22 protein-coding genes and 1 pseudogene are annotated in these 25,850 nt (G+C 72.3%); 3 read left to right on the forward strand and 20 right to left on the reverse strand.

Annotated features, from left to right (window positions below):
• Positions 1–23: 23 nt before the first annotated feature.
• From ACFWIC_RS29850 to ACFWIC_RS29865, 4 genes are all read right to left on the reverse strand, one after another.
• Positions 24–530 (reverse strand): N-acetyltransferase, encoded by a 507-nt coding sequence (locus ACFWIC_RS29850; RefSeq protein ID WP_329882246.1) that lies wholly within the window; start codon positions 528–530, stop codon positions 24–26.
• Between the two features lie 102 nt (positions 531–632).
• Positions 633–2,423, reverse strand: coding sequence for an aspartate--tRNA ligase (gene aspS / locus ACFWIC_RS29855; RefSeq protein WP_380520436.1), 1,791 nt, complete (start codon positions 2,421–2,423; stop codon positions 633–635).
• Complete coding sequence (hisS, locus tag ACFWIC_RS29860) at positions 2,420–3,682, reverse strand: histidine--tRNA ligase (RefSeq protein ID WP_380520437.1); 1,263 nt, start codon at positions 3,680–3,682, stop codon at positions 2,420–2,422. The genes aspS and hisS overlap by 4 nt, the downstream gene beginning before the upstream one ends.
• An 11-nt stretch (positions 3,683–3,693) precedes the next feature.
• Positions 3,694–4,401 carry an MBL fold metallo-hydrolase gene (locus tag ACFWIC_RS29865; protein WP_329949840.1) on the reverse strand — a complete coding sequence of 236 codons (708 nt, stop codon included), beginning with the start codon at positions 4,399–4,401 and terminating at the stop codon, positions 3,694–3,696.
• 273 nt (positions 4,402–4,674) lie between these two features.
• Between ACFWIC_RS29865 and ACFWIC_RS29870 the strand changes: the two genes are divergently transcribed.
• Both ACFWIC_RS29870 and ACFWIC_RS29875 read left to right on the forward strand, forming a co-directional pair.
• The gene (locus ACFWIC_RS29870) at positions 4,675–5,511 is read left to right on the forward strand and encodes a peptidylprolyl isomerase (RefSeq protein WP_329949839.1); all 837 of its coding nucleotides are present in this window, start codon (positions 4,675–4,677) and stop codon (positions 5,509–5,511) included.
• Positions 5,512–5,775: 264 nt separating this feature from the next.
• Positions 5,776–7,005: a DUF349 domain-containing protein gene (locus ACFWIC_RS29875; RefSeq protein WP_329882253.1), complete on the forward strand. Its 1,230-nt coding sequence runs from the start codon at positions 5,776–5,778 to the stop codon at positions 7,003–7,005.
• A gap of 101 nt (positions 7,006–7,106) precedes the next feature.
• Here the strand turns inward: ACFWIC_RS29875 and ACFWIC_RS29880 are convergent.
• From ACFWIC_RS29880 to pgsA, 16 genes and pseudogenes are all read right to left on the reverse strand, one after another.
• Positions 7,107–9,431, reverse strand: a pseudogene (locus tag ACFWIC_RS29880) (RelA/SpoT family protein); the annotation flags it as partial.
• Between the two features lie 368 nt (positions 9,432–9,799).
• On the reverse strand, positions 9,800–10,351 hold the full coding sequence (locus ACFWIC_RS29885) for an adenine phosphoribosyltransferase (protein WP_329949838.1): 552 nt from the start codon (positions 10,349–10,351) through the stop codon (positions 9,800–9,802).
• Between the two features lie 26 nt (positions 10,352–10,377).
• Positions 10,378–11,484, reverse strand: coding sequence for a protein translocase subunit SecF (gene secF / locus ACFWIC_RS29890; protein ID WP_329882255.1), 1,107 nt, complete (start codon positions 11,482–11,484; stop codon positions 10,378–10,380).
• Positions 11,485–11,488: 4 nt separating this feature from the next.
• Positions 11,489–13,318: a protein translocase subunit SecD gene (gene secD / locus ACFWIC_RS29895; protein WP_380355381.1), complete on the reverse strand. Its 1,830-nt coding sequence runs from the start codon at positions 13,316–13,318 to the stop codon at positions 11,489–11,491.
• Positions 13,319–13,462: 144 nt separating this feature from the next.
• Entirely contained in the window at positions 13,463–13,870 is a 408-nt protein-coding gene (gene yajC, locus ACFWIC_RS29900; protein WP_329882256.1) for a preprotein translocase subunit YajC, read from the reverse strand.
• Positions 13,871–14,117: 247 nt separating this feature from the next.
• A complete protein-coding gene (gene ruvB, locus ACFWIC_RS29905; protein ID WP_380520438.1) occupies positions 14,118–15,194 on the reverse strand; it encodes a Holliday junction branch migration DNA helicase RuvB in 1,077 nt (358 codons plus the stop codon).
• Positions 15,195–15,385: 191 nt separating this feature from the next.
• A complete protein-coding gene (gene ruvA / locus ACFWIC_RS29910) occupies positions 15,386–15,997 on the reverse strand; it encodes a Holliday junction branch migration protein RuvA (RefSeq protein ID WP_329949836.1) in 612 nt (203 codons plus the stop codon).
• A complete protein-coding gene (gene ruvC, locus ACFWIC_RS29915; protein ID WP_329949835.1) occupies positions 15,994–16,593 on the reverse strand; it encodes a crossover junction endodeoxyribonuclease RuvC in 600 nt (199 codons plus the stop codon). Before ruvC ends, ruvA begins: the two co-directional genes overlap by 4 nt.
• A 157-nt stretch (positions 16,594–16,750) precedes the next feature.
• Positions 16,751–17,509 carry a YebC/PmpR family DNA-binding transcriptional regulator gene (locus tag ACFWIC_RS29920; RefSeq protein WP_329882261.1) on the reverse strand — a complete coding sequence of 253 codons (759 nt, stop codon included), beginning with the start codon at positions 17,507–17,509 and terminating at the stop codon, positions 16,751–16,753.
• 107 nt (positions 17,510–17,616) lie between these two features.
• On the reverse strand, positions 17,617–18,234 hold the full coding sequence (pdxT, locus tag ACFWIC_RS29925) for a pyridoxal 5'-phosphate synthase glutaminase subunit PdxT (RefSeq protein WP_329882262.1): 618 nt from the start codon (positions 18,232–18,234) through the stop codon (positions 17,617–17,619).
• Between the two features lie 89 nt (positions 18,235–18,323).
• Positions 18,324–19,235: a pyridoxal 5'-phosphate synthase lyase subunit PdxS gene (gene pdxS, locus ACFWIC_RS29930; protein ID WP_329882263.1), complete on the reverse strand. Its 912-nt coding sequence runs from the start codon at positions 19,233–19,235 to the stop codon at positions 18,324–18,326.
• 323 nt (positions 19,236–19,558) lie between these two features.
• Positions 19,559–20,104: a hypothetical protein gene (locus tag ACFWIC_RS29935; protein ID WP_329882264.1), complete on the reverse strand. Its 546-nt coding sequence runs from the start codon at positions 20,102–20,104 to the stop codon at positions 19,559–19,561.
• A 29-nt stretch (positions 20,105–20,133) separates the two neighbouring features.
• A complete protein-coding gene (locus ACFWIC_RS29940) occupies positions 20,134–20,502 on the reverse strand; it encodes a 5-carboxymethyl-2-hydroxymuconate Delta-isomerase (RefSeq protein WP_380355388.1) in 369 nt (122 codons plus the stop codon).
• 103 nt (positions 20,503–20,605) lie between these two features.
• On the reverse strand, positions 20,606–21,790 hold the full coding sequence (locus ACFWIC_RS29945; protein WP_329882381.1) for a glycosyltransferase family 4 protein: 1,185 nt from the start codon (positions 21,788–21,790) through the stop codon (positions 20,606–20,608).
• A 42-nt stretch (positions 21,791–21,832) separates the two neighbouring features.
• Entirely contained in the window at positions 21,833–22,795 is a 963-nt protein-coding gene (locus tag ACFWIC_RS29950) for a phosphatidylinositol mannoside acyltransferase (protein ID WP_380355391.1), read from the reverse strand.
• Between the two features lie 15 nt (positions 22,796–22,810).
• On the reverse strand, positions 22,811–23,458 hold the full coding sequence (gene pgsA / locus ACFWIC_RS29955; RefSeq protein WP_327683718.1) for a phosphatidylinositol phosphate synthase: 648 nt from the start codon (positions 23,456–23,458) through the stop codon (positions 22,811–22,813).
• A gap of 257 nt (positions 23,459–23,715) precedes the next feature.
• On the opposite strand from pgsA, the gene ACFWIC_RS29960 reads away from it, so the two are divergent.
• Entirely contained in the window at positions 23,716–25,770 is a 2,055-nt protein-coding gene (locus ACFWIC_RS29960; RefSeq protein ID WP_380520439.1) for an elongation factor G-like protein EF-G2, read from the forward strand.
• Positions 25,771–25,850: the final 80 nt, after the last annotated feature.

The raw sequence follows: 25,850 nt of genomic DNA on the forward strand, positions 1-25,850 counted from the left end.
TCAGGCCCTGGGCGGCCGGGAGGCTAGACGGCCACGAAGGGCTCCGGGTACCGGCACAGGCCCCGCGGAGACCCGTCGTACCCGGACAGGGCGAGCACCTGGAAGTACGCGTCCGGCACCTCGAAGGGGCCGGTGACCTCGTGCCGCTGGGCCGGGAGGAAGCCGAACCGCGCGTAGTACTCCGGGTCGCCGAGGACGACGACCAGGGTCTCGCCGGCCTCCTCGGCGGCGGTCAGCGCCGCCTTGACCACCAGCTCGCCGACTCCCTTGCGCTGCCACTCCGGGGCGACCGCGACCGGCGCGAGCGCGAGGCCCTCGCCCTCGCCGACCCGCAGCCGGGTGAGCAGCGCGTGCCCGACCACGAGCCCGGAGCCGTCGACCGCGACCACGGACAGGCCGGGCAGCCAGGCGGGATCGCGGCGCAGCGCGTCCACCAGGTCGGCCTCGTCCGGGCCGGGGAACGCGGCCATGTGGACGCGTCTGGTGGCGGGTGCGTCCTCGGGACACTCGACTCTGGTACTGACCTTCATGGGGGAACCCTCTCTCTGTCACACACCGTTGTGGACCGGCCCCGGACGACGGTGATGCCGTCCGGGGCCGTGAAAGGTTAGCCGATGTCGGCGGATGCGGCGTCAGGCCTTCGGCTGGGCCTCGGACTTGGCGTCCTCACGGACCTTCGGCTGGGCGTCGACGCCGGCCTCGCGACGCTGCGCCGGGGTGATCGGGGTGGGCGCACCGGTCAGCGGGTCGCCGCCGGTGGACGTCTTCGGGAACGCGATGACGTCCCGGATCGTGTCGTACCCACCGAGCAGGGTGACGATCCGGTCCAGGCCGAAGGCGACGCCGCCGTGCGGCGGCGGGCCGTAGTTGAAGGCGTCCAGCAGGAAGCCGAACTGCGCGGCGGTCTCCTCCTCGGAGAGGCCGATCGCGTCGAACGCCCGCTTCTGGACGTCCCGCTGGTGGATACGGATCGAACCGCCGCCCAGCTCCGAACCGTTGAGCACCAGGTCGTAGGCGTTGGAGAGCGCCGAGCCCGGGTCGGTGTCGAAGGTGGCCAGCGACTCCGCGGTCGGGGCGGTGAACGGGTGGTGCACCGCGTGCCAGCCCTGGAACTCGCCCTTGTCGTCCTCGATGGGCTCGAACATCGGGAAGTCGACGACCCAGAGGAAGGCCCACTGGGACTCGTCGATCAGCTCGCAGCGGCGGCCGATCTCCAGACGGGCGGCGCCGAGCAGCTCCTGCGAGGGGCGCTGCTTGCCGGCCGCGAAGAAGATCGCGTCGCCGTTCTTGGCGCCCGCGGCGGCGGCCAGGCCGGCCAGGTGCTCCTCGGACAGGTTCTTGGCGACCGGGCCGCGCAGCTCGCCGGTCTCGGCGTCGATGAGCACGTAGGCGAGGCCCTTGGCGCCGCGCGCCTTGGCCCAGTCCTGCCACGCGTCGAGCTGCTTGCGCGGCTGCGAGGCGCCGCCCGGCATGACCACGGCGCCGACGTACGGGGCCTGGAAGACCCGGAACGAGGTGCCCTGGAAGTACTCGGTGAGGTCGGTGAGTTCCTGGCCGAAGCGGACGTCCGGCTTGTCCGAGCCGAAGCGGCCCATGGCGTCGGCGTAGGTCATCCGCGGCAGCGGGTTCGGGACCTCGTAGCCGTGCACCTCGCGCCAGATCGAGCCGATGATCTTCTCGCCGAGGGCCAGGATGTCCTCCTGGTCGACGAACGAGGCCTCGATGTCCAGCTGGGTGAACTCCGGCTGACGGTCCGCGCGGAAGTCCTCGTCGCGGAAGCAGCGGGCGATCTGGTAGTAGCGCTCCATGCCGGCCACCATCAGCAGCTGCTTGAACAGCTGGGGCGACTGCGGCAGCGCGTACCAGTGGCCGGGCTGGAGGCGGACCGGGACGAGGAAGTCGCGGGCGCCCTCGGGGGTGGAGCGGGTGAGGTACGGCGTCTCGATGTCGAGGTAGTCGTTGTCCTCCATCACCCGGCGGATGATGTTGTTGACCTTGGAGCGCAGGCGCAGGCCCTTGGCCGGGCCCTCGCGGCGCAGGTCGAGGTAGCGGTACCGGAGGCGGACCTCCTCGTTGACCGTGCCGGGCTCGTACTCGGCGACCGGGAAGGGCAGCGGCGCGGCCTCGGAGAGGACCTCGATCCCGCTGACCACGACCTCGACGGCGCCGGTCGGGATGTCCGGGTTCTCGTTGCCCTCGGGCCGCACGCGGACGTCGCCGACCACCTTGACGCAGTACTCGGCGCGCAGGCCGTGCACCGAGTCGAGGTCGCGGACCACGATCTGCACGGTGCCGGAGGCGTCGCGCAGATCGATGAAGGCCACGCCGCCGTGGTCGCGGCGGCGGGCGACCCAGCCGGCCAGGGTGACGGTGGTGCCTGCGTGCTCCGGGCGGAGCGTGCCCGCGTCGTGCGTGCGGATCACAGCTGCTTCTCCTTCAGGGTGGTGACGAGTGCGTCGAGGGCGACGGGGTGCTGCTCGCCGGTGGTCAGGTCCTTGAGCTGGACGACGCCTTCGGCGAGGTCCCGGTCCCCGGCGACGAGCGCGAAGCGGGCGCCGGACCGGTCGGCGGACTTCATGGCGTTCTTGATGCTCTTGACGCCGAAGGCGAGGTCGGTGGCGACGCCGGCCCGGCGCAGCTCGACCACCTTGGCGAAGAGGACGTTCTTGGCCTCCTCGCCGAGCGCGACGGCGTAGACGGAGGTCGCGGCGGGCAGGTCCAGGGCGACGCCCTCGGCCTCCAGCGCGAGGAAGGTGCGGTCCACGCCCAGGGCCCAGCCGACGGACGGCAGCGCGGGGCCGCCGATCATCTCGGAGAGGCCGTCGTACCGGCCGCCGCCGCCGATCGCGGACTGGGCGCCGAGGCCGTTGTGCACGAACTCGAAGGTGGTGCGGGTGTAGTAGTCCAGGCCGCGGACCAGCTTGGGGTCGTCGGTGAAGGCCACGCCGTTGGCGGTGAGCAGCTCGCGCACCTTCTCGTCGTACGCCTTGCAGTCCTCGCAGAGGAAGTCGCGCAGCATCGGGGCGCCGACGAGCTGGGCCTGCACCGACTCGCGCTTGTCGTCCAGGACGCGCAGCGGGTTGATCCCGGCGCGGCGGCGGGTGTCCTCGTCGAGGTCCAGGCCGTCCAGGAACTCGATCAGCGCGGTGCGGTAGACCGGGCGGCACTGCTTGTCGCCGAGGCTGTTGAGCAGCAGCGCGTAGTCGCTCAGGCCCAGCGACCGGAAGGCGTCGTCGGCCAGGATGATCAACTCGGCGTCCAGCGCCGGGTCCTCCGCGCCGATCGCCTCGGCGCCGACCTGCGAGAACTGGCGGTAGCGGCCCTTCTGCGCGCGCTCGTAGCGGTAGTACGAGCCGGAGTACCAGAGCTTGACCGGGAGGTTGCCCTGCTTGTGCAGGTTCGCCTGGAGCGCGGCGCGGAGCACCGAGGCCGTGCCCTCGGGGCGCAGCGCGAGCTCGTCGCCGCCCTTGGTGGTGAGGCTGTACATCTCCTTGGAGACGATGTCGGTGGACTCGCCGACGCCGCGGGAGAAGAGCTTCACGTCCTCGAAGACCGGGGTCTCGACGTAGCCGTAGCCGGCCCGGCGGGCGGGCGCGGCGATCGCCTCGCGGATCGCCAGGAAGGTCGCGGAGCTGGGGGGCAGCAGGTCGTAGGTGCCCTTGGGGGCGGTGAAGGTGCTCAACTTCTCTTCCGTCACATTCCTCGTCGCGGGAAGGCCGGGGCGCCGGACGCCCCCGCTGCCTGTCGGAGGTAGGGGTTGGTGGCGCGCTCACGGCCGATGGTGGTCTGTCCGCCGTGGCCGGAGAGGACCACGGTGGCGTCGTCGAGGGGCAGGCACACCCGGGCCAGCGAGCGCATGATCGCCTCGCCGTCCCCGCCCGGGAGGTCGGTTCGCCCTATGGAGCCGGCGAAGAGCAGGTCACCCGAGAAGAGCACCGGGGGGAGGTCCTCGGCGCCGGGTGTCCGGAACGTCACCGACCCCCCGGTATGGCCGGGGGCGTGGTCGACGGTGAGGGCGAGGCCGGCCAGCTCCAGCACGCTGCCGTCGGTCAGCTCGCGCACGTCGTCGGGCTCGCCGACGGTGAGTTCGCCCATCAGCTGGGTGCCGAGCGAGCGGCCGAGCGCCTTCTCCGGGTCGCTCATCATGTAGCGGTCCTCGGGGTGGATCCAGGCCGGGACGCCCTTGGCGCCGCAGACCGGGACCACCGAGGCGACGTGGTCGATGTGGCCGTGGGTGAGCAGGACCGCGACCGGCTTCAGGCGGTGCTCGCGGATCAGCTCCTCGACACCCTGCGCGGCCTGGTGGCCGGGGTCGACGATGACGCACTCCTCGCCCGGCGCCGGAGCGACCAGGTAGCAGTTGGTGCCCCAGGCTCCAGCGGGGAATCCGGCGATGAACACGCGCGCGTCCTTCGGGTGTCGGTCTTCGGGCGTCGGTCGCAGCGGCGGCTACGGGATGCGGCTACGAACTGTGATGTAGGGGCAGCCTACCGGCGGGGCGGGCCCGGTTGCGAACCAGATCCGCGTGACAGGTTCACCTCGACCTGACAGGTTCACCCCGTTCTTACGGTCGCGGTCCCTACACTTGGCCGCCGATGGATGCGATGATCCGCATCGACATCCGCACACGAAGCCCCCACGTCCGAGACCGCACATCCGTAGGAGACTGAGCCGGTGGTCAGCAGCGAACAGCGGCGGCGGCAGCTCGCCCGCGACAAGTACGAGCGCCAGATGGAGCGCCGGGTCGCCGAGAGGGCCGCGCGCAAGCGCCGCAACACGATTCTGGGCGCCTCGCTCGCCGTGGTCGTGCTGGCCGGCGGCGGCACGCTCATCGCGACCGGCGCCTTCGACTCGGACGACAAGAAGGACTCGGCCTCCGCCCAGGCCGCTCCGACCTCGACCCCGACCGAGCCCACCGTCCCGACCCGCAAGCCGGTCGAGGGGTGCGCGGACCCGGCGCCGGGCGCGCCGAACGGCAAGCAGTGGCAGGCCGAGCCGGCCATGAGCATCGACACCGCGGCCACCTACACCACGACGCTGGACACCAACTGCGGCAAGGTGACGCTCACCCTGGACGCGGCCAAGGCCCCGCACACGGTGAACTCCTTCGCCTTCCTCTCCGGCGAGCAGTTCTTCGACCACACCAAGTGCCACCGCCTGACCACGAGCGGCATCTTCGTGCTGCAGTGCGGCGACCCGACCGCCAGCGCCACCACGCCCGGCGGCACCGGCAGCCCGGGCTACAAGTTCGCCGACGAGAACCTGACCGGCGCCACCTACCCGGCGGGCACCGTGGCCATGGCCAACTCCGGCCCGGGGACCAACGGCAGCCAGTTCTTCCTCGTCTACAAGGACACCCAGCTCGGCCCGAACTACACGCCGTTCGGCAAGATCACCGGCGGTCTGGACGTGGTCCAGAAGATCGCCGCCGCGGGCACCCTGGAGGGCGGCGGGGACGGCCACCCGATGGCCGACGTCACCTTCAACACGGTGACGACCGCGAAGGGTTGACCGGTCCCGGGACCGCCCGGCGCCGCCCGTGAGGGGCGCGCCGGCGCGGTCCCGGCCCGAAATCGCCCGGCCCGGATGCGGACAGCACCGGGACTGGTCGCCTATGTTGGCTTTGTATAGGGTGCCCAGACCCGCCGGCCGTCACCCTCGGCAGCAGTACTCGGCGGACGGGGACGGCGGACTCATCGGTCCGCCGCACATCAACTGTGGACGACGGATGCGGACCGCCCCGGCGCGGACGCGACGTCATGTGGAGGACGCGCTATGAGCAGCGACCCGTGGGGCCGTGTCGACGAGCAGGGCACGGTCTACGTCAGGACGGCCGACGGCGAACGCGTCGTGGGTTCCTGGCAGGCCGGCTCGCCCGAGGAGGCGCTCGCCTACTTCGAGCGCAAGTACCAGGGCATCGAGGTGGAGATCGGCCTGCTGGAGAAGCGGGTGCGCACCACCGACCTGGCCGCCAAGGACGCCCAGGCCGCGCTGGAGCACCTGCGCGAGCAGGTCACCGAGGCGCACGCGGTCGGTGACCTGGCGGCGCTGGCCAAGCGGCTGGACACGCTCACGGGCGAGATCGAGAGCCGCCGCGAGGAGCGCAAGGCCGCCCGGGCCAAGGCCCAGGACGAGACCCGCACCGCCAAGGAGGCGCTGGTCGCCGAGGCCGAGCAGCTCGCCGAGTCCACCCAGTGGCGGGAGGCCGGCGACCGCCTGCGCGCCCTGGTCGACACCTGGAAGGGCCTGCCCCGGCTGGACCGCAAGAGCGACGACGAGCTGTGGCACCGCTTCTCGCACGCCCGCTCGGTGTTCTCCAAGCACCGCAAGTCGCACTTCGCGTCCCTGGACGCCGAGCGCGACCAGGCCCGGGCCACCAAGGAGGCGCTGGCCGTCGAGGCCGAGTCGCTCTCCTCCTCCACCGAGTGGGGCGACACCGCGGCCCGCTACCGCGACCTGATGGCGCGCTGGAAGGCCGCCGGCCGCGCCCAGCGCGACGTCGAGGACGAGCTGTGGGCGCGGTTCCGCGGCGCCCAGGACGTCTTCTTCCAGGCGCGCTCGGCGGTGTTCAGCGAGCGTGACGCCGAGCAGGTCGCCAACCAGAAGCTCAAGGAGGCCCTGGCCTCCGAGGCCGAGGCGATCCTGCCGATCACCGACCTCAAGGCCGCCAAGGCGGCCCTGCGCGAGATCAACGAGCGCTGGGAGGCGATCGGTCACGTGCCGCGCGACGCCCGGCCGAAGCTGGACGGCCGGCTGAACACGGTCGAGCGGGCGATCCGCGAGGTCGAGGACTCCGAGTGGAAGCGCTCCAACCCGGAGGCCAAGGCCCGTGCCGCCGGCATGGTCGGCCTCTTCCAGGCCAAGGCGGACAAGATCCAGGCCGACCTGGACAAGGCCCGCGCGGCCGGCAACGCCGGCCGGACCGCCAAGCTGGAGTCCGAGCTGTCGGGCGTCCGGACCCTGCTGGAGCAGGCGCACAAGAGCCAGGAGGAGTTCAGCGGCTGATCCGAGGCCGCCGGACACGAGGAAGGCCCCCGGGAACTCGCCAGTTCCCGGGGGCCTTTCCGTCGCCGCCGACCGTGCGGCGGCTGCCGCCGCGCGTACCGCTACTTGCGGGCCGAGGTGACCCGGTAGACGTCGTAGACGCCCTCGACGCCGCGGACCGCCTTGAGCACGTGGCCCAGGTGCTTCGGGTCGCCCATCTCGAAGGTGAACCGGCTCATCGCCACCCGGTCGCGGGAGGTCTGCACCGCCGCCGACAGGATGTTGACGTGCTGGTCCGAGAGGACCCTCGTGACGTCCGAGAGCAGCCGGGAGCGGTCCAGCGCCTCGACCTGGATGGCCACCAGGAAGACCGAGGACTGGGTGGCCGCCCACTCGACGTCGATCATCCGCTCGGGCTGCTGGCTGAGCGCCTCCACGTTGACGCAGTCGGCGCGGTGCACCGAGACACCGTTGCCGCGGGTGACGAAGCCGACGATGGTGTCGCCCGGTACCGGGGTGCAGCAGCGCGACAGCTTGACCCAGACGTCCTCGACGCCCTTGACGATCACGCCGGGGTCGCCCTTGGCCCGGCGGCGCGCCGCCCGGCGGTTGTCGTGGGTCGGCGTCGCCGTCTCGGCGAGGTCCTCGGTCGCGCCCTCCTCGCCGCCCAGCGCCTGCACCAGCTTCTGGACGATGTTCTGCGCCGCGACGTGGCCCTCGCCGATCGCCGCGTAGAGCGAGGAGATGTCCGGGTAGCGCATCTCGTGGGCCAGGGTGACCAGCGAGTCGCCGGTCAGGATCCGCTGGATCGGCAGGCCCTGCTTGCGCATCGCCCGGGCGATGGCGTCCTTGCCCTGCTCGATCGCCTCCTCGCGGCGCTCCTTGGAGAACCAGGCGCGGATCTTGTTGCGGGCCCGCGGCGACTTGACGAAGCCGAGCCAGTCCCGCGAGGGGCCGGCGTTCTCCGCCTTGGAGGTGAAGACCTCGACGGCGTCGCCGTTCTCCAGGGTCGACTCCAGCGGCACCAGCCGCCCGTTCACCCGGGCCCCTATGGTCCGGTAGCCGACCTCGGTGTGCACCGCGAAGGCGAAGTCCACCGGGGTGGCGCCGGCCGGCAGCGCTATGACGTCGCCCTTGGGCGTGAAGACGAAGACCTCGTTGCTGGCCAGGTCGAAGCGGAGCGACTCCAGGAACTCGCTCGGGTCCGCGGTCTCCTTCTGCCAGTCCAGCAGCTGCCGCAGCCAGGCCATCTCGTTGACGGCGCCGGCCTTGTCGTCCTTGCGGGTCTGGGTCGGGGTGTCGGTGCGGACCTTGGAGGCGCCGGCCACCGCGCGCTGCTTGTACTTCCAGTGCGCCGCGATGCCGTACTCGGCCCGGCGGTGCATGTCGAAGGTGCGGATCTGCAGCTCGACGGGCTTGCCGCCGGGACCGATCACCGTGGTGTGCAGCGACTGGTACATGTTGAACTTGGGCATCGCGATGTAGTCCTTGAACCGCCCCGGCACCGGGTTCCACCGCGCGTGGATGGTGCCCAGCGCCGCGTAGCAGTCGCGGACGGTGTCGACCAGGACCCGGATGCCCACCAGGTCGTAGATCTCGGCGAAGTCCCGGCCCCGGACGATCATCTTCTGGTAGACCGAGTAGTAGTGCTTCGGCCGGCCGGTGACGGAGGCGGTGATCCGGGCACCGCGCAGGTCGCCCTGGACCTGGTCGATGACGGTGGCCAGGTACTCGTCCCGCTTGGGGGCGCGCTCGGCGACCAGCCGGACGATCTCGTCGTACATCTTGGGGTAGAGGATCGCGAAGGCGAGGTCCTCCAGCTCCCACTTGATGGTGTTCATGCCCAGCCGGTGCGCCAGCGGGGCGTAGATCTCCAGCGTCTCGCGGGCCTTCTTCTCCTGCTTCTCCCGCTTGAGGTAGCGCATGGTGCGCATGTTGTGCAGGCGGTCGGCCAGCTTGATCACCAGGACCCGGGGGTCCTTGGCCATCGCGACGACCATCTTGCGGACCGTCTCGGCCTGCGCGGCCTCGCCGAACTTCACCCGGTCCAGCTTGGTGACGCCGTCCACCAGCAGGGCCACCGAGTCGCCGAAGTCCTTGCGCAGGGTCTCCAGCCCGTAGTCGGTGTCCTCGACGGTGTCGTGCAGCAGCCCGGCCATCAGGGTCGGGGCGTCCATGCCCAGCTCGGCCAGGATGGTGGCCACGGCCAGCGGGTGGGTGATGTACGGGTCGCCGCTCTTGCGCTTCTGCCCCCGGTGCCACTTCTCGGCGACCGCGTACGCCTTCTCGATGTCGCGCAGCAGCGCCGGGTCGGCCTTCGGGTCGTTGGCCCGGATGGACCGGAAGAGCGGCTCCAGCACCGGGTTGAGCACGCTGGAGCGCTGGCCGCCGAGCCGGGCGAGGCGCGCGCGCATGCCACCGGCGGTGGACGGGCGACCCGCCGGGGCGACCTGGCGGGACGGGGTCGACGCCGGGCGTGCCGGGGTGGCCCCCGAGGGCGTGGGCCGGTTCTCGGGGGCGGCCGCAGCGGCCGTGGGCACAACCTCGTCGGGCAAGGACACTCCTCGGGGCGCTCGGCCTGCCCCTCCGCGCGGATCGCGCGACTCGCACAACCGGGAGGGGATGAATCTTCATGGTACCGAGCCGGGCGCCGGGGCGTTCGGTCGGCCGCCCCCGGACACGCACCGGACACACGACCGACACGAACGGCCCGGTCCTGTCCGGTCCTGTCCGGTCCTGCCCGGCCCGGAACGCCGACGGGCGGCGGCCGGATGATTCCGACCGCCGCCCGTCGCAGCGTTGACCGAGGAGGACCTCAGACCGTGACCAGCGTCTCCAGCGGAGCGCCGCCCAGGTGCGGGGCCAACCGCTCGCGCCCGTCCAGGAAGCCCAGCTCCATCAGGACCACGACGCCCACGAGCTCGGCGCCGGCCTCCTTCACCAGGTCCAGCGAGGCACTGATCGTCCCGCCGGTGGCCAGCACGTCGTCCACCACCAGCACCCGCTCGCCGGGCGCGAAGGCGTCGCACTGCACCTCCAGCGTCGCCGAGCCGTACTCCAGCTCGTACGAGCGGCGGTACACCTCGCCGGGGAGCTTGCCCTGCTTGCGGATCGGCACGAAGCCGAGCCCGGCCGCGAAGGCCGCCGGGGCCGCCAGCACGAAACCGCGCGCCTCCAGGCCGACCACCTTGGTCGCCCCGAGCTCCCTGGCCCGGTCCGCCAGCGCCCGGGTGAGCGCCGCGAAGGCCTCGGCGTCGGCGAGCAGCGGCGCGATGTCCTTGAACAGCACGCCCGGCTTCGGGTAGTCCGGGACGTCCCTGATCCGGCTGTTCAACAGCTCGGCCAGTGCGGTGTCGGCGGTGGTCACGAAGGGTCCTTAGGGGTCAGCGGGGATCAGCGCTTGGTGGACGGACGGCCCTTGGCACGCGTGGTGCCGGCCGCCCTGCCGCGCTGACCGACCATACCCGCCGGCTGGTCCTCGTCGGAGAAGGGCTCCCCGTCCTCGACGACGGCGTCCTTGGCCGCCTCCGCCTTGGCCTCCGCGGCGCGCCGCTGGGCGACCCGCTTGGCGAGGGCCTTCATCTCCGGCTGCTCCTCCTTCAGCTGCGCCAGCAGCGGAGTGGCGACGCAGATCGAGGAGTAGGCACCGGCCGCGAGGCCGATGAACAGCGCGAGCGAGATGTCGTTCAGCGTGCCGGCCCCGAGGAAGCCGCCGCCGATGAACAGCAGCGCCGCCACCGGGAGCAGGGCGACCACCGTGGTGTTGAGCGAGCGGACCAGGGTCTGGTTGAGGCCCGCGTTGGCCGCCTCGCTGTAGGTGATCTTGTTCTGCTTCGTGAGGTCCTTGGTGTTCTCCTTCACGGTGTCGAAGACGACGACCGTGTCGTAGAGGGAGTACCCGAGGATGGTCAGGAAGCCGATCACGGTGCCCGGGGTGACCTCGAAGCCGACCAGGGCGTAGACGCCGATGGTGATCAGGAGGTCGTGGATGAGGGCGACCAGGGCGGCCACCGCCATCCGCCACTCGAAGGCGATCGCCAGGTAGATCGTCACCAGGATCATGAAGATGACCAGACCGGTGAGGGCCTTGTTGGAGATCTGCTCACCCCAGCTGGGGCCGATCACCTGGGCCTCGATCTCCTGGACCGGGACACCGAGTTCCTTCGCCAGGTTCTCGGTGATGACCGAGGAGCTGACCTTCTCCTCGGAGGAGACCTGGATGCGGATCTTGCCGTTCTCGGTCGACTGCACCAGCGGGTGCGACTCGACGATCTTGTCGACCGACTCCTGAGCCTGCGAGACCGAGAGCCCGGGCTTGGACACGGTGTAGACCGAGCCGCCCTTGAACTCGATGCCGAGGTGGAGGCCCATCGCCAGGCCGATCGCGGCGACCAGGACGATCACCCCGGAGATGCTGTACCAGAGCTTGCGGCGCCCGACGAAGTCGAAGCTGACCTCGCCCTGGTAGAGCTTGTGGCCCAGATTGGAGAAGCGTGACACGGTGTCAGGCCCCCTTCACGGCGGCGGAGGACGAGGGGGTGCGACGACGGGTGCTGCGCAGCGGCGGGCGGGCACCCAGCCGCTTCGGGTCCAGGCCGGACCACGGGTGGCCGTCGGAGAAGAACTTCCGGCGCGCCAGCAGCGTGATCAGCGGCTTGGTGAAGAGGAAGATCACCACGACGTCGAGCGCGGTGGTCAGGCCCAGCGTGAACGCGAAGCCCTGCACCTTGCCGACCGAGACCACGTAGAGCACGGCGGCACAGAGGAACGAGACGAAGTCCGACACCAGGATGGTGCGCCGGGCGCGCGGCCAGGCACGCTGGACGGCCGGCCGCAGCGGGGCCCCCTCGCGGACCTCGTCACGGATGCGCTCGAAGTACACGATGAAGGAGTCGGCGGTGATGCCGATCGCGACGATCGCACCGCAGATCGCCGGCAGGTTCAGCGCGAAGCCGATCCCGGCGCCGAGCAGGCTCATGATCGAGTAGGTCAGGGCCGCCGAGACGAGCAGGCCGGCGATCGAGACCAGGCCCAGACCCCGGTAGTAGACCAGCGAGTAGAGGACCACCAGGACCATGCCGATCAGGCCCGCGACCAGACCGGCCTTCAGCTGGTCGCCGCCGAGCTGCGGGGAGACGGTGGTGACGTCGCTGGTGGCGAACTCCAGCGGCAGTGCGCCGAAGCTCAGCTGGTTGGCGAGGCCCTGCGCCTCGGACTGGGTGAAGCTGCCCGAGATCACGGCCGAGCCGCCGGGGATGGCGCTGCGCACGTACGGGTGGGAGACGACCTGGCCGTCCAGCACGATGGCGAACTGGTTGGTCGGGTCGGGCTGGGTGGCCAGCTGGCCGGTGACGGCGGTGAACGCGTCGGTGCCCTTGCCGTTGAACTGCAGCTGGACCTGCCAGCCGCCGCCCTGCTGGGTGTCGATGCTGGCCTGCGCCTTGGAGACGTCCGCGCCGAAGACCGCGACCGGGCCGAGAGCGAGCTTGTAGAAGATGCCGTTCTCGTCCTTCTGGGTGCAGGCGACGGCCGGCGCACCCTCGGACTTCTGGTGGTTCTGGCGCTGCTCGGGCTTGGTGCAGTCGAGCGCGGCGAACTCGGCGGCCAGCTCCGGCGGCACCGTGCCCGAGGTCATCGCGGCGGAGAGGTCCGGCGTGACGGGGGCGGTGGCGGGGGCACTCGGGGTACCGGTCGCGGCGGCGCCCGTGGCGGCCGCGGACGGGGTACCGGTGGCCGCGGCGCCGGTGGCGGCAGCGGTCGGGGTGGCGTCGGCCGCGAGGGCCTCGCCGACCGGCCGGCCCTGCTTGGTGGCGCTCGCGCTGGGCGCGGCCGCGGTGGTTCCGGCCGAGGCCGACGCGGCGGCGCTCGGGGTTCCCGTGGCGCTCGGGGCGGCGCTGCCGCTCGCCGAGGGGGTCGCGGACGGCGCCGGGGCCTGGAGGCCGCTCGGAGCGAGGGCGAGGACCGGGCGGAAGTACAGCTTCGCGGTGGATCCGACCTGGTCGGCCGCGGTCTGCTTGTCACCGCCCTTGGGGATGTTGACGATGATGTTCTGGTCGCCCTGGGTCTGGACCTCCGCCTCGGAGACACCCATCCCGTTGACCCGCTGCTCGATGATCCCGGTGGCGATGTCCATGTTGGACTTGTTGATCGCCTTGGGGTCGGTCGACTTCGCGCTCAGCGTGATGCTGGTGCCGCCTGCGAGGTCGATCCCGAGGCGGGGCTTGGTGTGACCCGTCCCGAACATGAGGGCGACCAGTCCGACGGTGACGACCAGGATGAGGGCCAGCGCCCTCCCTGGGTAGCCGTCGCGCGGGCGCGACTTGGGTGTTGCCACCTTGCTCGTTTCTCCCTGTCCATGCCACTTCCCCCCACCGGACCCCGCCCTGCGCGTGGCTGGACGGGGTGTGGCGGAACTGCGGCCCTGAGTCCTGTGGGCTCGCGGCGATTCGCCGCGCGACCGGGCGGGTGCCCGACCGTACTACTTGCTCGCGGGAGCCCCGCCCTCGGCCTCAGCCTTCTCGGCGCCGTCCTTGCTGAGCGACAGCGGCTTCTCGTCCGCCGGCTCGATCTCGGCGTCCTCGTCGGAGGCCTCGGACAGCTCGTCGTCGACCGGGCGGCCGTTGATGATCGCGTCGTACTCCGCGGGGTCCAGCACGGCGGCGATCGCGCTCTTGGTGAAGTAGGCGACCACGCCGGGCGCGATCTCCAGCTCGACGGTCTCGTCGTTGACCGCCTTCACCTGGGCGTACAGGCCGCCGATGGTGCGCACCCCCGCCCCTGGCTCCAGCGCGGTCTGCATCTTCTGCATCTGCTGCTGGCGCTTCTTCTGCGACCGGAACATGAGCACGATCGCGATGATCGGGAGGAGAAGGATGATGAGGTTCACTGCAGCCAGGGTCCTTAGCGGGCCGCCGGCCGGCGGCCTGTGTGGTATTGGTCGTCCCGTCGGGTGAGAGGGGCGGTCCGGCGGAGTCTAGGCGACCCCGAACTGATCGGACAACGCCAAGCATCGCATCCTGCCGCCGAAAGTGGCGACCCTCCGCCTGCACTGTTTCCCGGGACTTCCCTCACGACTTCTCCGACTGCCCCCGGCGCGGGCGTGCACGGTGCACACACGCTCCGACCTCACCCGTTCAGCCCTGTTCCGGCCGGAAAAGGTCCGGTTGTGCCGGTACGGCCCCCCTGGCGGTCTGGACCGGCGGGGTGAGACCGAGGTGCTGCCAGGCGGCGGCGGTGGCGATCCGACCGCGCGGCGTCCGGGCCAGCAGACCCTCGCGGACCAGGAAGGGTTCGGCCACCTCCTCGACCGTCTCGGACTCCTCCCCCACCGCGACGGCCAGGGTCGACAGCCCGACCGGGCCGCCGCCGAACAGCCGCAGCAGCGCGTCCAGCACCGCACGGTCAAGCCGGTCCAGCCCGCGGGCGTCGACCTCGTAGACGTCCAGCGCGTGGCGGGCGATCTCCACGGTGACGACGCCGTCGTGCCGGACCTGGGCGTAGTCGCGGACCCGGCGCAGCAGCCGGTTGGCGATGCGCGGGGTGCCCCGGGAGCGGCCGGCGATCTCGGCGGCGCCGGCCGTGTCGATCTCGACGTCCAGCAGGGCGGCCGAGCGGTGCACCACGCGCTGGAGCTCGGCCGGGGCGTAGAACTCCATGTGCCCGGTGAAGCCGAACCGGTCGCGCAGCGGCGGCGGCAGCAGTCCGGCCCGGGTGGTGGCGCCGACCAGGGTGAACGGCGGCAGCTCCAGCGGGATGGCGGTGGCGCCCGGGCCCTTGCCGACGATCACGTCGACCCGGAAGTCCTCCATCGCCATGTAGAGCATCTCCTCGGCGGGCCGGGACATCCGGTGGATCTCGTCGAGGAAGAGCACCTCGCCCTCGGTCAGCGAGGAGAGGATCGCCGCGAGGTCGCCGGCGTGCTGGATCGCCGGGCCGGAGGTGATCCGGATCGGTGCGCCCAGCTCGGCGGCGATGATCATCGACAGGGTGGTCTTGCCCAGCCCGGGCGGACCGCTGAGCAGCACGTGGTCAGGGGCGGCGCCACGCTGACGGGCGGCCTGGAGCACCAGTGACAGCTGCTCGCGCACCCGCTCCTGGCCGATGAACTCGTCGAGCTGCCGGGGCCGCAGCGCCGCCTCGACGGCCTGGTCCTCGCCGTCGGCGGCGCCCGCCACGAGCCGGTCGGTCGGGTCGGAGTCGTACGGGCTCATGCCCTCTCCCCGCTCCGCTCGCCGGCGGTGTCACCGGCGCCCCTCTGGGTGGTTCGCGCGCTCACTTGGTGCGGGCTCCAATGTCGACAAGGTGACAGGTGGTCAGATCGGTAGGGCGGTAGGGCAGTAGGGCAGTAGGGCGGCAGGACGACCGCGGGTCCCCGGTCGGCGTCCCCGGTCGGCACCCCCGGTCAGCGCGCCCGGTTGAGCGAGCGCAGGGCGGACCGCAGCAGGGTGCCGACGTCCGGGACGGCCTGCGCCTCGGCCTCCGGGGTGACGACGATGACCGCCTCGTCCGCCTCGCGCGGCGCGTAGCCGAGGCCGACCAGGGCCGCGTGCAGCTGCTCGCCCCACGGCGCGGGCCCGGTGGCGATCGGCTTCTGCGCCGGGACGCTGCCGTGCGGGGCGCCCAGCTTGTCCTTGTACTCCAGCAGCAGCTTGGCGGCCTTGGCCTTGCCGATACCGGGGACGGCGATCAGTGCCTTCTCGTTGCCCGCGGCGACGGCGGTGCGCAGCGCGTCCGGGCTGTGCACGCCGAGCATCGCCTGGGCGAGCCGGGGTCCGACACCGGGCGCGGCCTGGAGGATCTCGAAGACCGCGCGCTCGTCGTCGTCGGCGAAGCCGTAGAGGGTGAGCGAGTCCTCCCGGACGACCAGCGAGGTGGCGAGCCGTGCGGGCTCCCCGGGACGCAGTCCGGCTGCGGTGGCCGGGGTGACCTGGACGGCCATCCCCACGCCGCCGACCTCGACGACGACGGTGGAGCCGCTGATCACGGCCACCGGTCCCTGGACGAAGGCGATCATCGGGCGGCTCCTCGGGTGGGACGGGCGGAGTACGGGCGGGCGGCGGGCGCCTTCGCGGGCGCCGCCCCGGCGGCGGGCGCCTTCGGGGCCGCCTTGGCGAGCGCGGCGGCGATCCGGTCGGTGGCGCCGCCGCGCCAGATGTGGCAGATGGCCAGCGCCAGCGCGTCGGCGGCGTCGGCCGGTTTGGGCGGGGCGTCCAACCGCAGCAGCCGCTGCACCATGGCCGTGACCTGGGCCTTGTCGGCCCGGCCGGAGCCGGTCACGGCGGCCTTGACCTCGCTCGGCGTGTGCAGGGTGACCGGTATGCCGCGCCGGGTGGCGCAGAGCATGGCGACCGCGCTGGCCTGCGCGGTGCCCATCACGGTGCGCACGTTGTGCTGGGCGAAGACCCGCTCGACGGCGACCAGGTCGGGCCGGTGCTCGTCGAGCCAGCTCTCGATGCCCTGCTCGACCAGCAGCAACCGGTGCCCGATCTCGGCGTCGGCCGGCGTGCGCACCACCCCGACCCCGACCATCCGCAGCGGCCGGCCGGGCGCGCCGTCGACCACGCCGACCCCGCACCTGGTCAGCCCCGGGTCCACACCCAGTACCCGCACTCCTGCCCCGCCTCTCGCTAACCCGCCGCTCGTCCTCGGGCACTGCGACCCGCCGCGACCGGCGGCAACCTGCGAAGGCTACCGCCCGGGTCGGACAACGGCTCGAACGACACCGGCCCGGTGGTCGTGGGACCACCGGGCCGGGACGTGGGTCCGATCACTCGGCGTCGAGCTGCGCACCGACCTCGTCGCTGATGTCGAAGTTGGCGAAGACGTTCTGCACGTCGTCGCTGTCCTCCAGGGCGTCGATCAGCTTCAGGATCTTGCGGGCGCCCTCGACGTCCACCTCGACCTGCATGCTCGGGAGGAAGTTGGCCTCGGCCGAGTCGTAGTCGACGCCCGCGTCCACCAGGGCGGTGCGGACGGCGACCATCTTGGAGGCCTCGGAGACGATCTCGAAGGAGTCGCCGAGGTCGTTGATCTCCTCGGGCTCCTGGTCGAGGACGACCTCGAAGAGCTTGTCCTCGTCCACGCCGTCCGCCTTGGGGACGATCACGACGCCCTTGCGGGTGAACAGGTAGGACACCGAGTTCGGGTCGGCCATCGAGCCGCCGTTGCGGGTCATCGCCACGCGCACGTCGGAGGCGGCACGGTTGCGGTTGTCGGTGAGGCACTCGATGAGCACCGCGACGCCGTTCGGGCCGTAGCCCTCGTACATGATCGTCTGGTAGTCGGCGCCGCCGGCCTCCAGGCCACCGCCGCGCTTGACGGCGCGGTTGATGTTGTCGATCGGGACCGAGCTCTTCTTGGCCTTCTGGATGGCGTCGTAGAGCGTCGGGTTGCCGGCCGGGTCGGGACCGCCGGTGCGCGCCGCCACCTCGATGTTCTTGATCATCTTGGCGAAGAGCTTGCCGCGCTTGGCGTCGATCACGGCCTTCTTGTGCTTGGTGGTAGCCCACTTAGAGTGGCCGGACATCGCCAGCTCCTTTACGTCGCCAAAGGGAAATGAACAGATGAGATCTTACCGGTGCCGCCACCGGTCCCTCGCACACGGTCACCGGCGGACCGTCACGCGGCGGGCGGTCACGCGGCGGCGAGGTGCTCCTCGACCATCCGCACGAAGTAGGCGTGCACCCGGTGGTCGCCGGTGAGCTCGGGGTGGAACGAGGTGGCCAGCAGGTTGCCCTGGCGCACCGCCACGATCCGGCTCTCCGGGCCGTCGGCGGCGGGCAGCTCGGCCAGCACCTGAACGCCGGCGCCGACCCCCTCCACCCAGGGGGCGCGGATGAAGACGCCGTGCACCGGCGCGTCGTCCAGGCCCTGGAAGACGACACCCGACTCGAAGGACTCGTTCTGCCGCCCGAAGGCGTTGCGGCGCACGGTCATGTCGATGCCGCCCACCGTCTCCTGGTCCTCGCGCCCGTCCAGGATCTTGTCGGCCAGCATGATCATGCCCGCGCAGGTGCCGTACACCGGCATGCCGGCGGCCACGCGCTCGCGCAGCGGGTCCATCACGCCGAACAGCAGCGCCAGCTTGGACATCGTGGTGGACTCCCCACCGGGGATCACCAGGGCGTCGACCCCGGCCAGCTCCTCGGCACGGCGGACCGGGCGGGCCAGCGCGTCGGCCTCGGCCAGCGCGACCAGGTGCTCGCGGACGTCACCCTGCAGGGCGAGGACGCCGATCACTGGAGTGGACACTCTCACTACCTCTTCAGACTCTCGTTCGGACGACGCGCAGCGGCCCGCCGCGCAGATGGTCACACCGCGCGGCGGGCCGTCCGGCGGGACTACCAGCCGCGGTTGGCGTAGCGCTCGCTCTCCGGCAGGGTGTCGCAGTTGATGCCGACCATGGCCTCGCCCAGGTTGCGGGAGGCGTCGGCGATGATCTTCGGGTCGTCGAAGAAGGTGGTCGCCTTGACGATCGCGGCGGCACGCTTCGCCGGGTCGCCCGACTTGAAGATGCCGGAGCCGACGAAGACGCCCTCGGCGCCCAGCTGACGCATCAGCGCGGCGTCGGCCGGGGTGGCCACACCACCGGCGGAGAACAGCACGACCGGCAGCTTGCCGAGCTCGGCGACCTCCTTGACCAGCTCGTACGGGGCGCGCAGGTCCTTGGCGGCGGCGAACAGCTCGTTGTTGTCGAAGCCGCGGAGCCTGGCGATCTCGTTCTTGATCTGGCGCAGGTGGCGAACGGCCTCGACGACGTTGCCGGTACCGGCCTCACCCTTGGAACGGATCATGGCCGCGCCCTCGGCGATGCGGCGCAGCGCCTCGCCCAGGTTGGTGGCACCACAGACGAAGGGGGTCGTGAAGGCCCACTTGTCGGAGTGGTTGACCTCGTCGGCCGGGGTCAGCACCTCGGACTCGTCGATGTAGTCGACACCGAGCGACTGCAGGACCTGGGCCTCGACGAAGTGGCCGATCCGGGACTTGGCCATGACCGGGATGGAGACCGCCTCGATGATCTCCTCGATCATGTTCGGGTCCGACATCCGCGCGACGCCGCCGTCCTTGCGGATGTCCGCCGGGACCCGCTCGAGCGCCATGACGGCGACAGCGCCGGCGTCCTCGGCGATCTTGGCCTGCTCGGCGTTGACCACGTCCATGATCACACCGCCCTTGAGCTGCTCGGCCATGCCGCGCTTGACCCGGGCGGTACCGATCTGCGGCTGGTCTGCGGTGGTGGGGGTGGTGGACACGTGAGACCTCACTCGAAGATGAACCAGTGCTATCGCCCTATGGTAGGCGGAAGAAACGGCGCCTCCATGCGCCACCCGGTCCAGCCCGACCGTCGGGTTACGACAAACAGGCCGGATCCGGCCCCCCGCTCCGACGGGCTAAAGAGCGGACACCCGGACGTGTCCGACACGCCCCGCAAAGAACCCTCCGGGAAGAGGTGTCCGGAAAGGGACACCCCTAGGAGCCCCCCTGCGGGGTGCCTTCCCGAGGGCGCCCCGAGGCCCCGGCCCCGGGGGAACCGGCCCCGGAAGGCGCGCGCGAGGCCCCCCGCCGACGGCCCGCCCTACGAGGGCGAGCCCTCCGGCGTCAGTGCCGCCGGCGGCGCGTCGTCCATCTCGAAGGCCATCGGGAACGGGGCCTTGCCCGCGAGCCGGAAGTACCTCACCAGCCGGTGCTCACGCACCGCCCGGGCCGCCCGCACCGCGTCGTTGTGGAACCGCCGCGCCATCGGCACCCGCCGCGCCGCCGCCGTCAGGTCCTTGACCGCCTCCTCGCCGCCCGGTTCGGCCACCAGCACGGCGACCTGCTCCGGGTCGGCGAACACCGCCCGCAGCGCCAGACTCAACTGGCTCTCCGCCACCTCGCGCTGCTCGTCCTCCGCCTGCCGGGCCGCGTGCGCGGCGTCCAGCAGCAGCAACGAGGCCGCCGGGTCCAGCAGCGAGGACGTGGCCAGCTCGACCGCCACCGACGCCCGGCGGACCAGCTGCGCGTCCAGCGCCGCGCGGGCGGCGTCGATCCGGGCGTGCAGCCGGTCCAGCCGGCCGGCCGTCCAACTCAGATACATGCCGAACAGCACCACGGCCACGCCGGCCCAGATCCAGGTAGTCACGGGGCGCTACGCTACCGGGTGCTCCCGGTTCACCCCTCGATCGCCGTGTTGCGGTACACCTCGCGGTCCATGTCCCGGACGTCCACCGCCAGGTGCAGCCGCTCCCCCGGCGCCGGCGCGACGTGCTCGGCCAGCAGCGCCAGGACCCCCTCGGTGAGCGCCGTCTTCGCCTCCGGGCTGCGCCCCGGGAAGATCGCGAACTGCACGAACACCTGCGCCTCGGGGCGCTCGCTCTCCCCCACCACGACCTCCGGCTCGTTCCGGCGGAAGATCGTCTTGCACCCCTCGGGCTTCGCGGCGATCGTCTCCACCGCCAGCCGGTTGATCGCCAGGCCCAGCGCCCGGCGGTCGAAGGAGCCGTCCAGGCTCGGCGAGTAGTCGACGGAGATCTGCGGCATCGGATGCCTCCAGTACGCGGGAACGGGTCTGGCAGACCCTAACCGCGGCAGGCCCCCGGGCAATCCCCGCACCGGGCCCGGGACCGGCCCCGGCGCCCCGGGCTCAGTCCCGGGCCAGCCCGAACCGGCCCCACCGGCCGCCGCGCTCGTCCGCCTCGACCACCGCCGCGGCCCCCGACGCCACCGTCTCGTACACGGCCAGGATGTCCGCGCCCACCGTCGACCAGTCGAACCGCCGCACGTGCCGGGACGCCGCCCCGCTCAGCTCCCGCAGCCGCTGCGGATCCGCCAGCAGCCGCAGCGCCGACCGGGCCAGCGCGTCCGCGTCCTCCACCGGGAACAGCTCGCCGGCGTCCCCGCCGTCCAGCACCTGCTTGAACGCGTCCAGGTCGCTGGCGAGCACCGGCGCACCCGCCGACATCGCCTCGACCAGGATGATCCCGAAGCTCTCGCCGCCGGTGTTCGGCGCCACGTACAGGTCGACGCTGCGCAGCAGCCGGGCCTTCTCCCGGTCGCTCACCATGCCGAGGAACTCCACCTGCGCCCGGACCTCCGGCGCCAGGCCCGCGGCCGCCTCCTCCTCGTCGCCCTTGCCCGCCACCAGCAGCCGCACCCCCGGCCGCTCGGCCAGGATCCGCGGCATCGCCGCCAGCAGGGTCGGCAGGCCCTTGCGCGGCTCGTTGATCCGGCCGACGAACCCGATCGTGCCGGGCTCCCCGCGCTCCGCCCCGCCGGTCCAGCGGTCGTCCGGCTCCGCCTCGGCGAAGAACCCCACGTCCACGCCGTTCGGGATCACCACCGCGTCGCCGCCCAGGTGCTCCACCAGCGTCCGGCGCGCGTACTCGCTCACCGCGATCCGGGCCCGCATCTTCTCCAGCCCGGGCTGGAGGATCGGCGAGGCCGCGATCATCGCCCGCGACCGCGGGTTCGACGTGTGGAAGGTGCCCACCATCGGCCCGGACGCCGACCAGGCGGCCAGCATCGACAGGCTCGGCGCGGCCGGCTCGTGCACGTGCAGGATGTCGAACCGCTCCTCGTGCAGCCACCGCCGCACCCGGGCCGCCGACAGCAGGCCGAAGCTCAGCCGCGCCACCGAGCCGTTGTACGGCACCGCCATCGCCCGACCCGCCGAGACCACGTACGGCGGCAGCGCCTCGTCGTCCTCGGCCGGGGCCAGCACCGACACCGCGTGGCCCAGGCCGATCAGGTGCTCGGCGAGGTCCCGGATGTGGAACTGCACCCCGCCGGGGACGTCCCAGTCGTACGGGCAGACGATGCCGATCTTCACAGGTCTCCTCATGCTCCTTCGGGCGGGCCTCCGGGCGGGCCGTCAGGCCCCGGAGGCCTCGGCGGTGGGCTCCTCGACGGGACGACCCGCCGGACGGGCCGGTGCCCCCACCGTCTCACGGACGGGCAGGTCGGCCAGCCAGAACCGTTGCAGCATGTGCCAGTCCTCGGGGTGCTCGCGGATCGCGTCCTCCCAGACCGCCGCCATCGCCTGCGTCATCACCCGGGTCTTCTCCTTGCGGTCGCCCTCGACGGGCACCGCGATCTCCGGGTGGATCTGCGCCCGGAGCATCGTGCCCTCGTACCAGAGCGACACCGGCATCAGCGCCGCACCGGTCCGCTGGCAGAGCGCCGCCGGGCCCGCCGGCATCCTGGTCGCCTCGCCGAAGAACGACACCTCGACGCCGGCCTCGGACAGGTCGCGGTCCCCCACCAGGCAGACCAGCTTCCCCTCCCGCAGCCGCCGCGCCAGCGTGCCGACCACGTTCACCGAGCCGCCGGTCAGCGCCAGCACCTCCATGCCCAGGCTCTCGCGGAACGCCACGAACCGGTCGAACAGCCGCTCCGGCTCCAACCGCTCCGCGACCGTCGTGAACGGGAAGCCCTCCAGCGCCACCCAGGCGCCCGCCAGGTCCCAGTTGCCCATGTGCGGCAGCGTGATCACCGCGCCGCGCCCCGACTCCAGCGTCTCCCGCAGCTGGTCGAAGCCGTCCACCCGGACGTCCCGGGCCACCCGCTGCCGGCTCCACACCGGCAGCCGGAAGGACTCCAGCCAGTACCGCATGTACGAGCGCATCCCCGCCCGCGACAGCTCCCGCAGCTGCGCCTCGTCCGCCCCCGGGCGCACCCGCAGCAGATTCGCCTCCAGCTGCAGCACCCGCGGGCCGCGCCGCCGCCACGCGTAGTCCGCCAGCCGGTCGAACAGCCCTCGCGCCACCGGCTCGGGCAGGTGCTTGAGCACGCCCCAGCCCGTCGCGTACGCCGCGTACACCAGTCGGTCCTTCACCGCAGGCCCGCCCCTTCAGCTCCCGGCCGCCACGCGGTCCGCCTCGAACGCCTCACGGCGCACGGTCACCATCCGCTGGACCACCGTCACCAGGCTGCCGGCCGCCACCAGCCACAGCGCCACCGGCAGCAGCCACTCCACGTACGGCACCCCGAACGTGGCCAGACCCGCCACACCGGCCGCCACCAGACTGATCACCAGTCGCTCGGCCCGCTCCACCAGTCCCGAGACGTCACAGGGCAGCCCCTGGCTCTCGGCCCGGGCCTTGGTATACGACACCACCAGCCCGCTCGCCAGGCAGAACACCGCCACCGCGCAGAGCAGGTCGTTGTCACCCTTGCCCGCGTACCACATGGCCAGACCGCCGAAGACCGCCGCATCGGCGACCCGGTCCAGCGTCGAGTCCAGGAACGCCCCCCACTTGGTGGACCGCCCCAGCTGCCGGGCCATGTTCCCGTCGACCAGGTCCGAGAAGATGAACAGCGTGATCGTGACGGTGCCCCAGAAGAACTCCCCCCGCGGGAAGAACACCAGCGCACCCGTCACCGAACCGGCCGTACCGACCAGCGTCACCGTGTCGGGACTCACACCCAGCCGGATCAGGAACGCGGCGAACGGGGTCAGGACACGTGTGAAGAAGGCACGCGCGTATTTGTTCAGCATGGCCTTCCGGACCGCTCCGATCTGCCTGGTACCCGCCTGCGGCCAGAGTGCGCGGCAGACGACCGAATGGATCAGCCCACCCGGCGCACCCATGGTAGCCACGCCGGGGAACCGACCCCGCCCACGCACCGCCCGACCGGCCCCCGCGTGCCCCCGGCACCGGCCGTCCCGGCGCCCGCACCCCGCCGACCCGGCGCGCGCGGACCGTCGCACCTAGACTTTCACCGTCAGTCTCGGCGCGACGGGAGGAGACCCCGATGCCCGACCGCAGCACCGCCCGAGCCGGCCAGGCACCCGCCGTGACCGGACCTCGCGACCTGCGCAACGTCGTCCTCATCGGCTGCGCCGGCGTGGGCAAGACCACCCTCGCCGAATCCCTCGCCCACGCCGCGGGCTCCGTCGGGCGCCCCGGCCGCGTCGCCGACGGCACCACCGTCGCCGACCACGAGCCCGTCGAGCACCAGCAGCAGCGCTCCGTCCAGCTCTCGGTCCTCCCCCTCGCCTGGAACGGCGTCAAGATCAACCTGATCGACCCGCCCGGCCACCCCGACTTCGCCGCCGAGCTGCACGCCGCCGTGCACGCGGCCGACGCCGCCGTGTTCGTCGTCTCCGCCACCGACCCGGTCACCGCCCCCACCCGCGCCCTCTGGCGCGAGTGCGCCGCCGAGGGCATCCCCCGCGCCATCGCCGTCGCCAAGCTCGACGTCGCCCGCAGCAGCTTCGAGGACATCCTCGCCGCCTGCCACGACGCCTTCGGTCTCGGACCCGACACCCTCCGGCCGCTCTTCCTGCCCGTCCACCACGACGGGCACCCCGACGGCAGCGTCGACCTGCTCACCGGCCACACCTACGGACGGACCGAGCCGCTGCCGGACACCGCCCCGGCCCGCGAGAGCCTCGTCGAGGCCATCTCCGGCCAGGACGACACCCTCATGGAGCGCTACCTCTCCGGCGACCCCCTCGACACCGACGCCCTCGAAGCGGGCCTGCGCCGCGAAGTCCTCGCGTGCGCCCTCCACCCCGCCGTCCCCACCAGCGAGAACGGCCTCGGTGCCACCGAACTCCTGGACCTGATCGCCGCGTCCTTCCCGGACCCCACCGAACGCACCCGCCCCGCCCCCGAGTGCGACCCCGACGCCCCCCTCGCCGCCCAGGTCGTCCGCGTCACCGGCGACGCCTACGTCGGCCGGATCAGCCTCCTCCGGCTCTACGCCGGCACCCTGCGCCCCGACACCCGGATCCACCTCGCCGGCCCCGACCACCCCGCCGACCAGGACACCGAGGAACGCGTCACCGCCCTCACCAGCCCCTTCGGCAAACTCCAGCGCCCCGTCCCGCACGCCGTCGCCGGGGACCTCGTCTGCGCCGCCAAGCTCACCACCGCCCGGGCCGGCGACACCGCCCACGACCCCGGCCACCCCGTGAAGCTCGACGGCTGGACCCTCCCCGAACCGCTGCTCCCGATCGCCGTCGAGGCCCACAGCAAGGCCGACGACGACAAGCTCTCCCAGGCGCTCACCCGGCTCGCCGCCGAGGACCAGGCCCTCCGGCTGGAGCAGAACCCCGACACCCACCAGCTCGTCCTCTGGTGCACCGGCGAGGCCCACGCCGAGGTCGTCCTCGACCGCCTCCGCACCCGGCACAACGTCCACGTCGACACCGTGGAACACCGGGTGGCCCTGCGCGAGACCTTCGGCACCGCCGCCGCCGGCCACGGCCGCCTCGTCAAGCAGTCCGGCGGCCACGGCCAGTACGCCATCTGCGAGCTGGAGGTCGAACCCCTGCCGGCCGGTTCCGGCTTCGAGTTCAAGGAGCACGTCGTCGGCGGCGCCGTCCCCCGGCACTTCATCCCCTCCGTGGAGAAGGGCGTCCGCGCCCAGCTCGCCAAGGGCGTCTCCACCGGGCACCCGCTCGTCGACATCCGGGTCACCCTCACCGACGGCAAGGCGCACTCCGTCGACTCCTCCGACTCGGCCTTCCAGACCGCCGCCGCCCTCGCCCTGCGCGACGCCGCCGAGCACGCCGTCATCCGGCTGCTCGAACCCGTCGCCGCGGTCGGCATCCTGCTCCCCGACGACTACCTCGGCGCCGTCCTCGGCGACCTCTCGGCCCGCCGCGGCCGCGTCCTCGGCACCGAGACCGCGGGCCCCGGCGTCACCCTGCTCCGCGCCGAGGTCCCCGAGCTCGAACTCGCCCGCTACCCCGTCGACCTGCGCTCGCTCACCCACGGCACCGCCGGGTTCAGCCGCGCCCACCTGCGCCACGAACCGATGCCCGCCGTGCTCGCCGCCCGCTTCACCGGGAAGGACTGACCACCGGAACGCGCCGGTCGCCCCGGCGGGCCGAGCGTCGGGGCGGGCCGAGCGCCGGGGCGGGCCGCCCCGGTCCGCCG

Origin of the sequence: Kitasatospora sp. NPDC127035, assembly GCF_042726075.1 — a bacterium.
In the GTDB taxonomy this organism is placed as follows: Bacteria; Actinomycetota; Actinomycetes; order Streptomycetales; family Streptomycetaceae; genus Kitasatospora.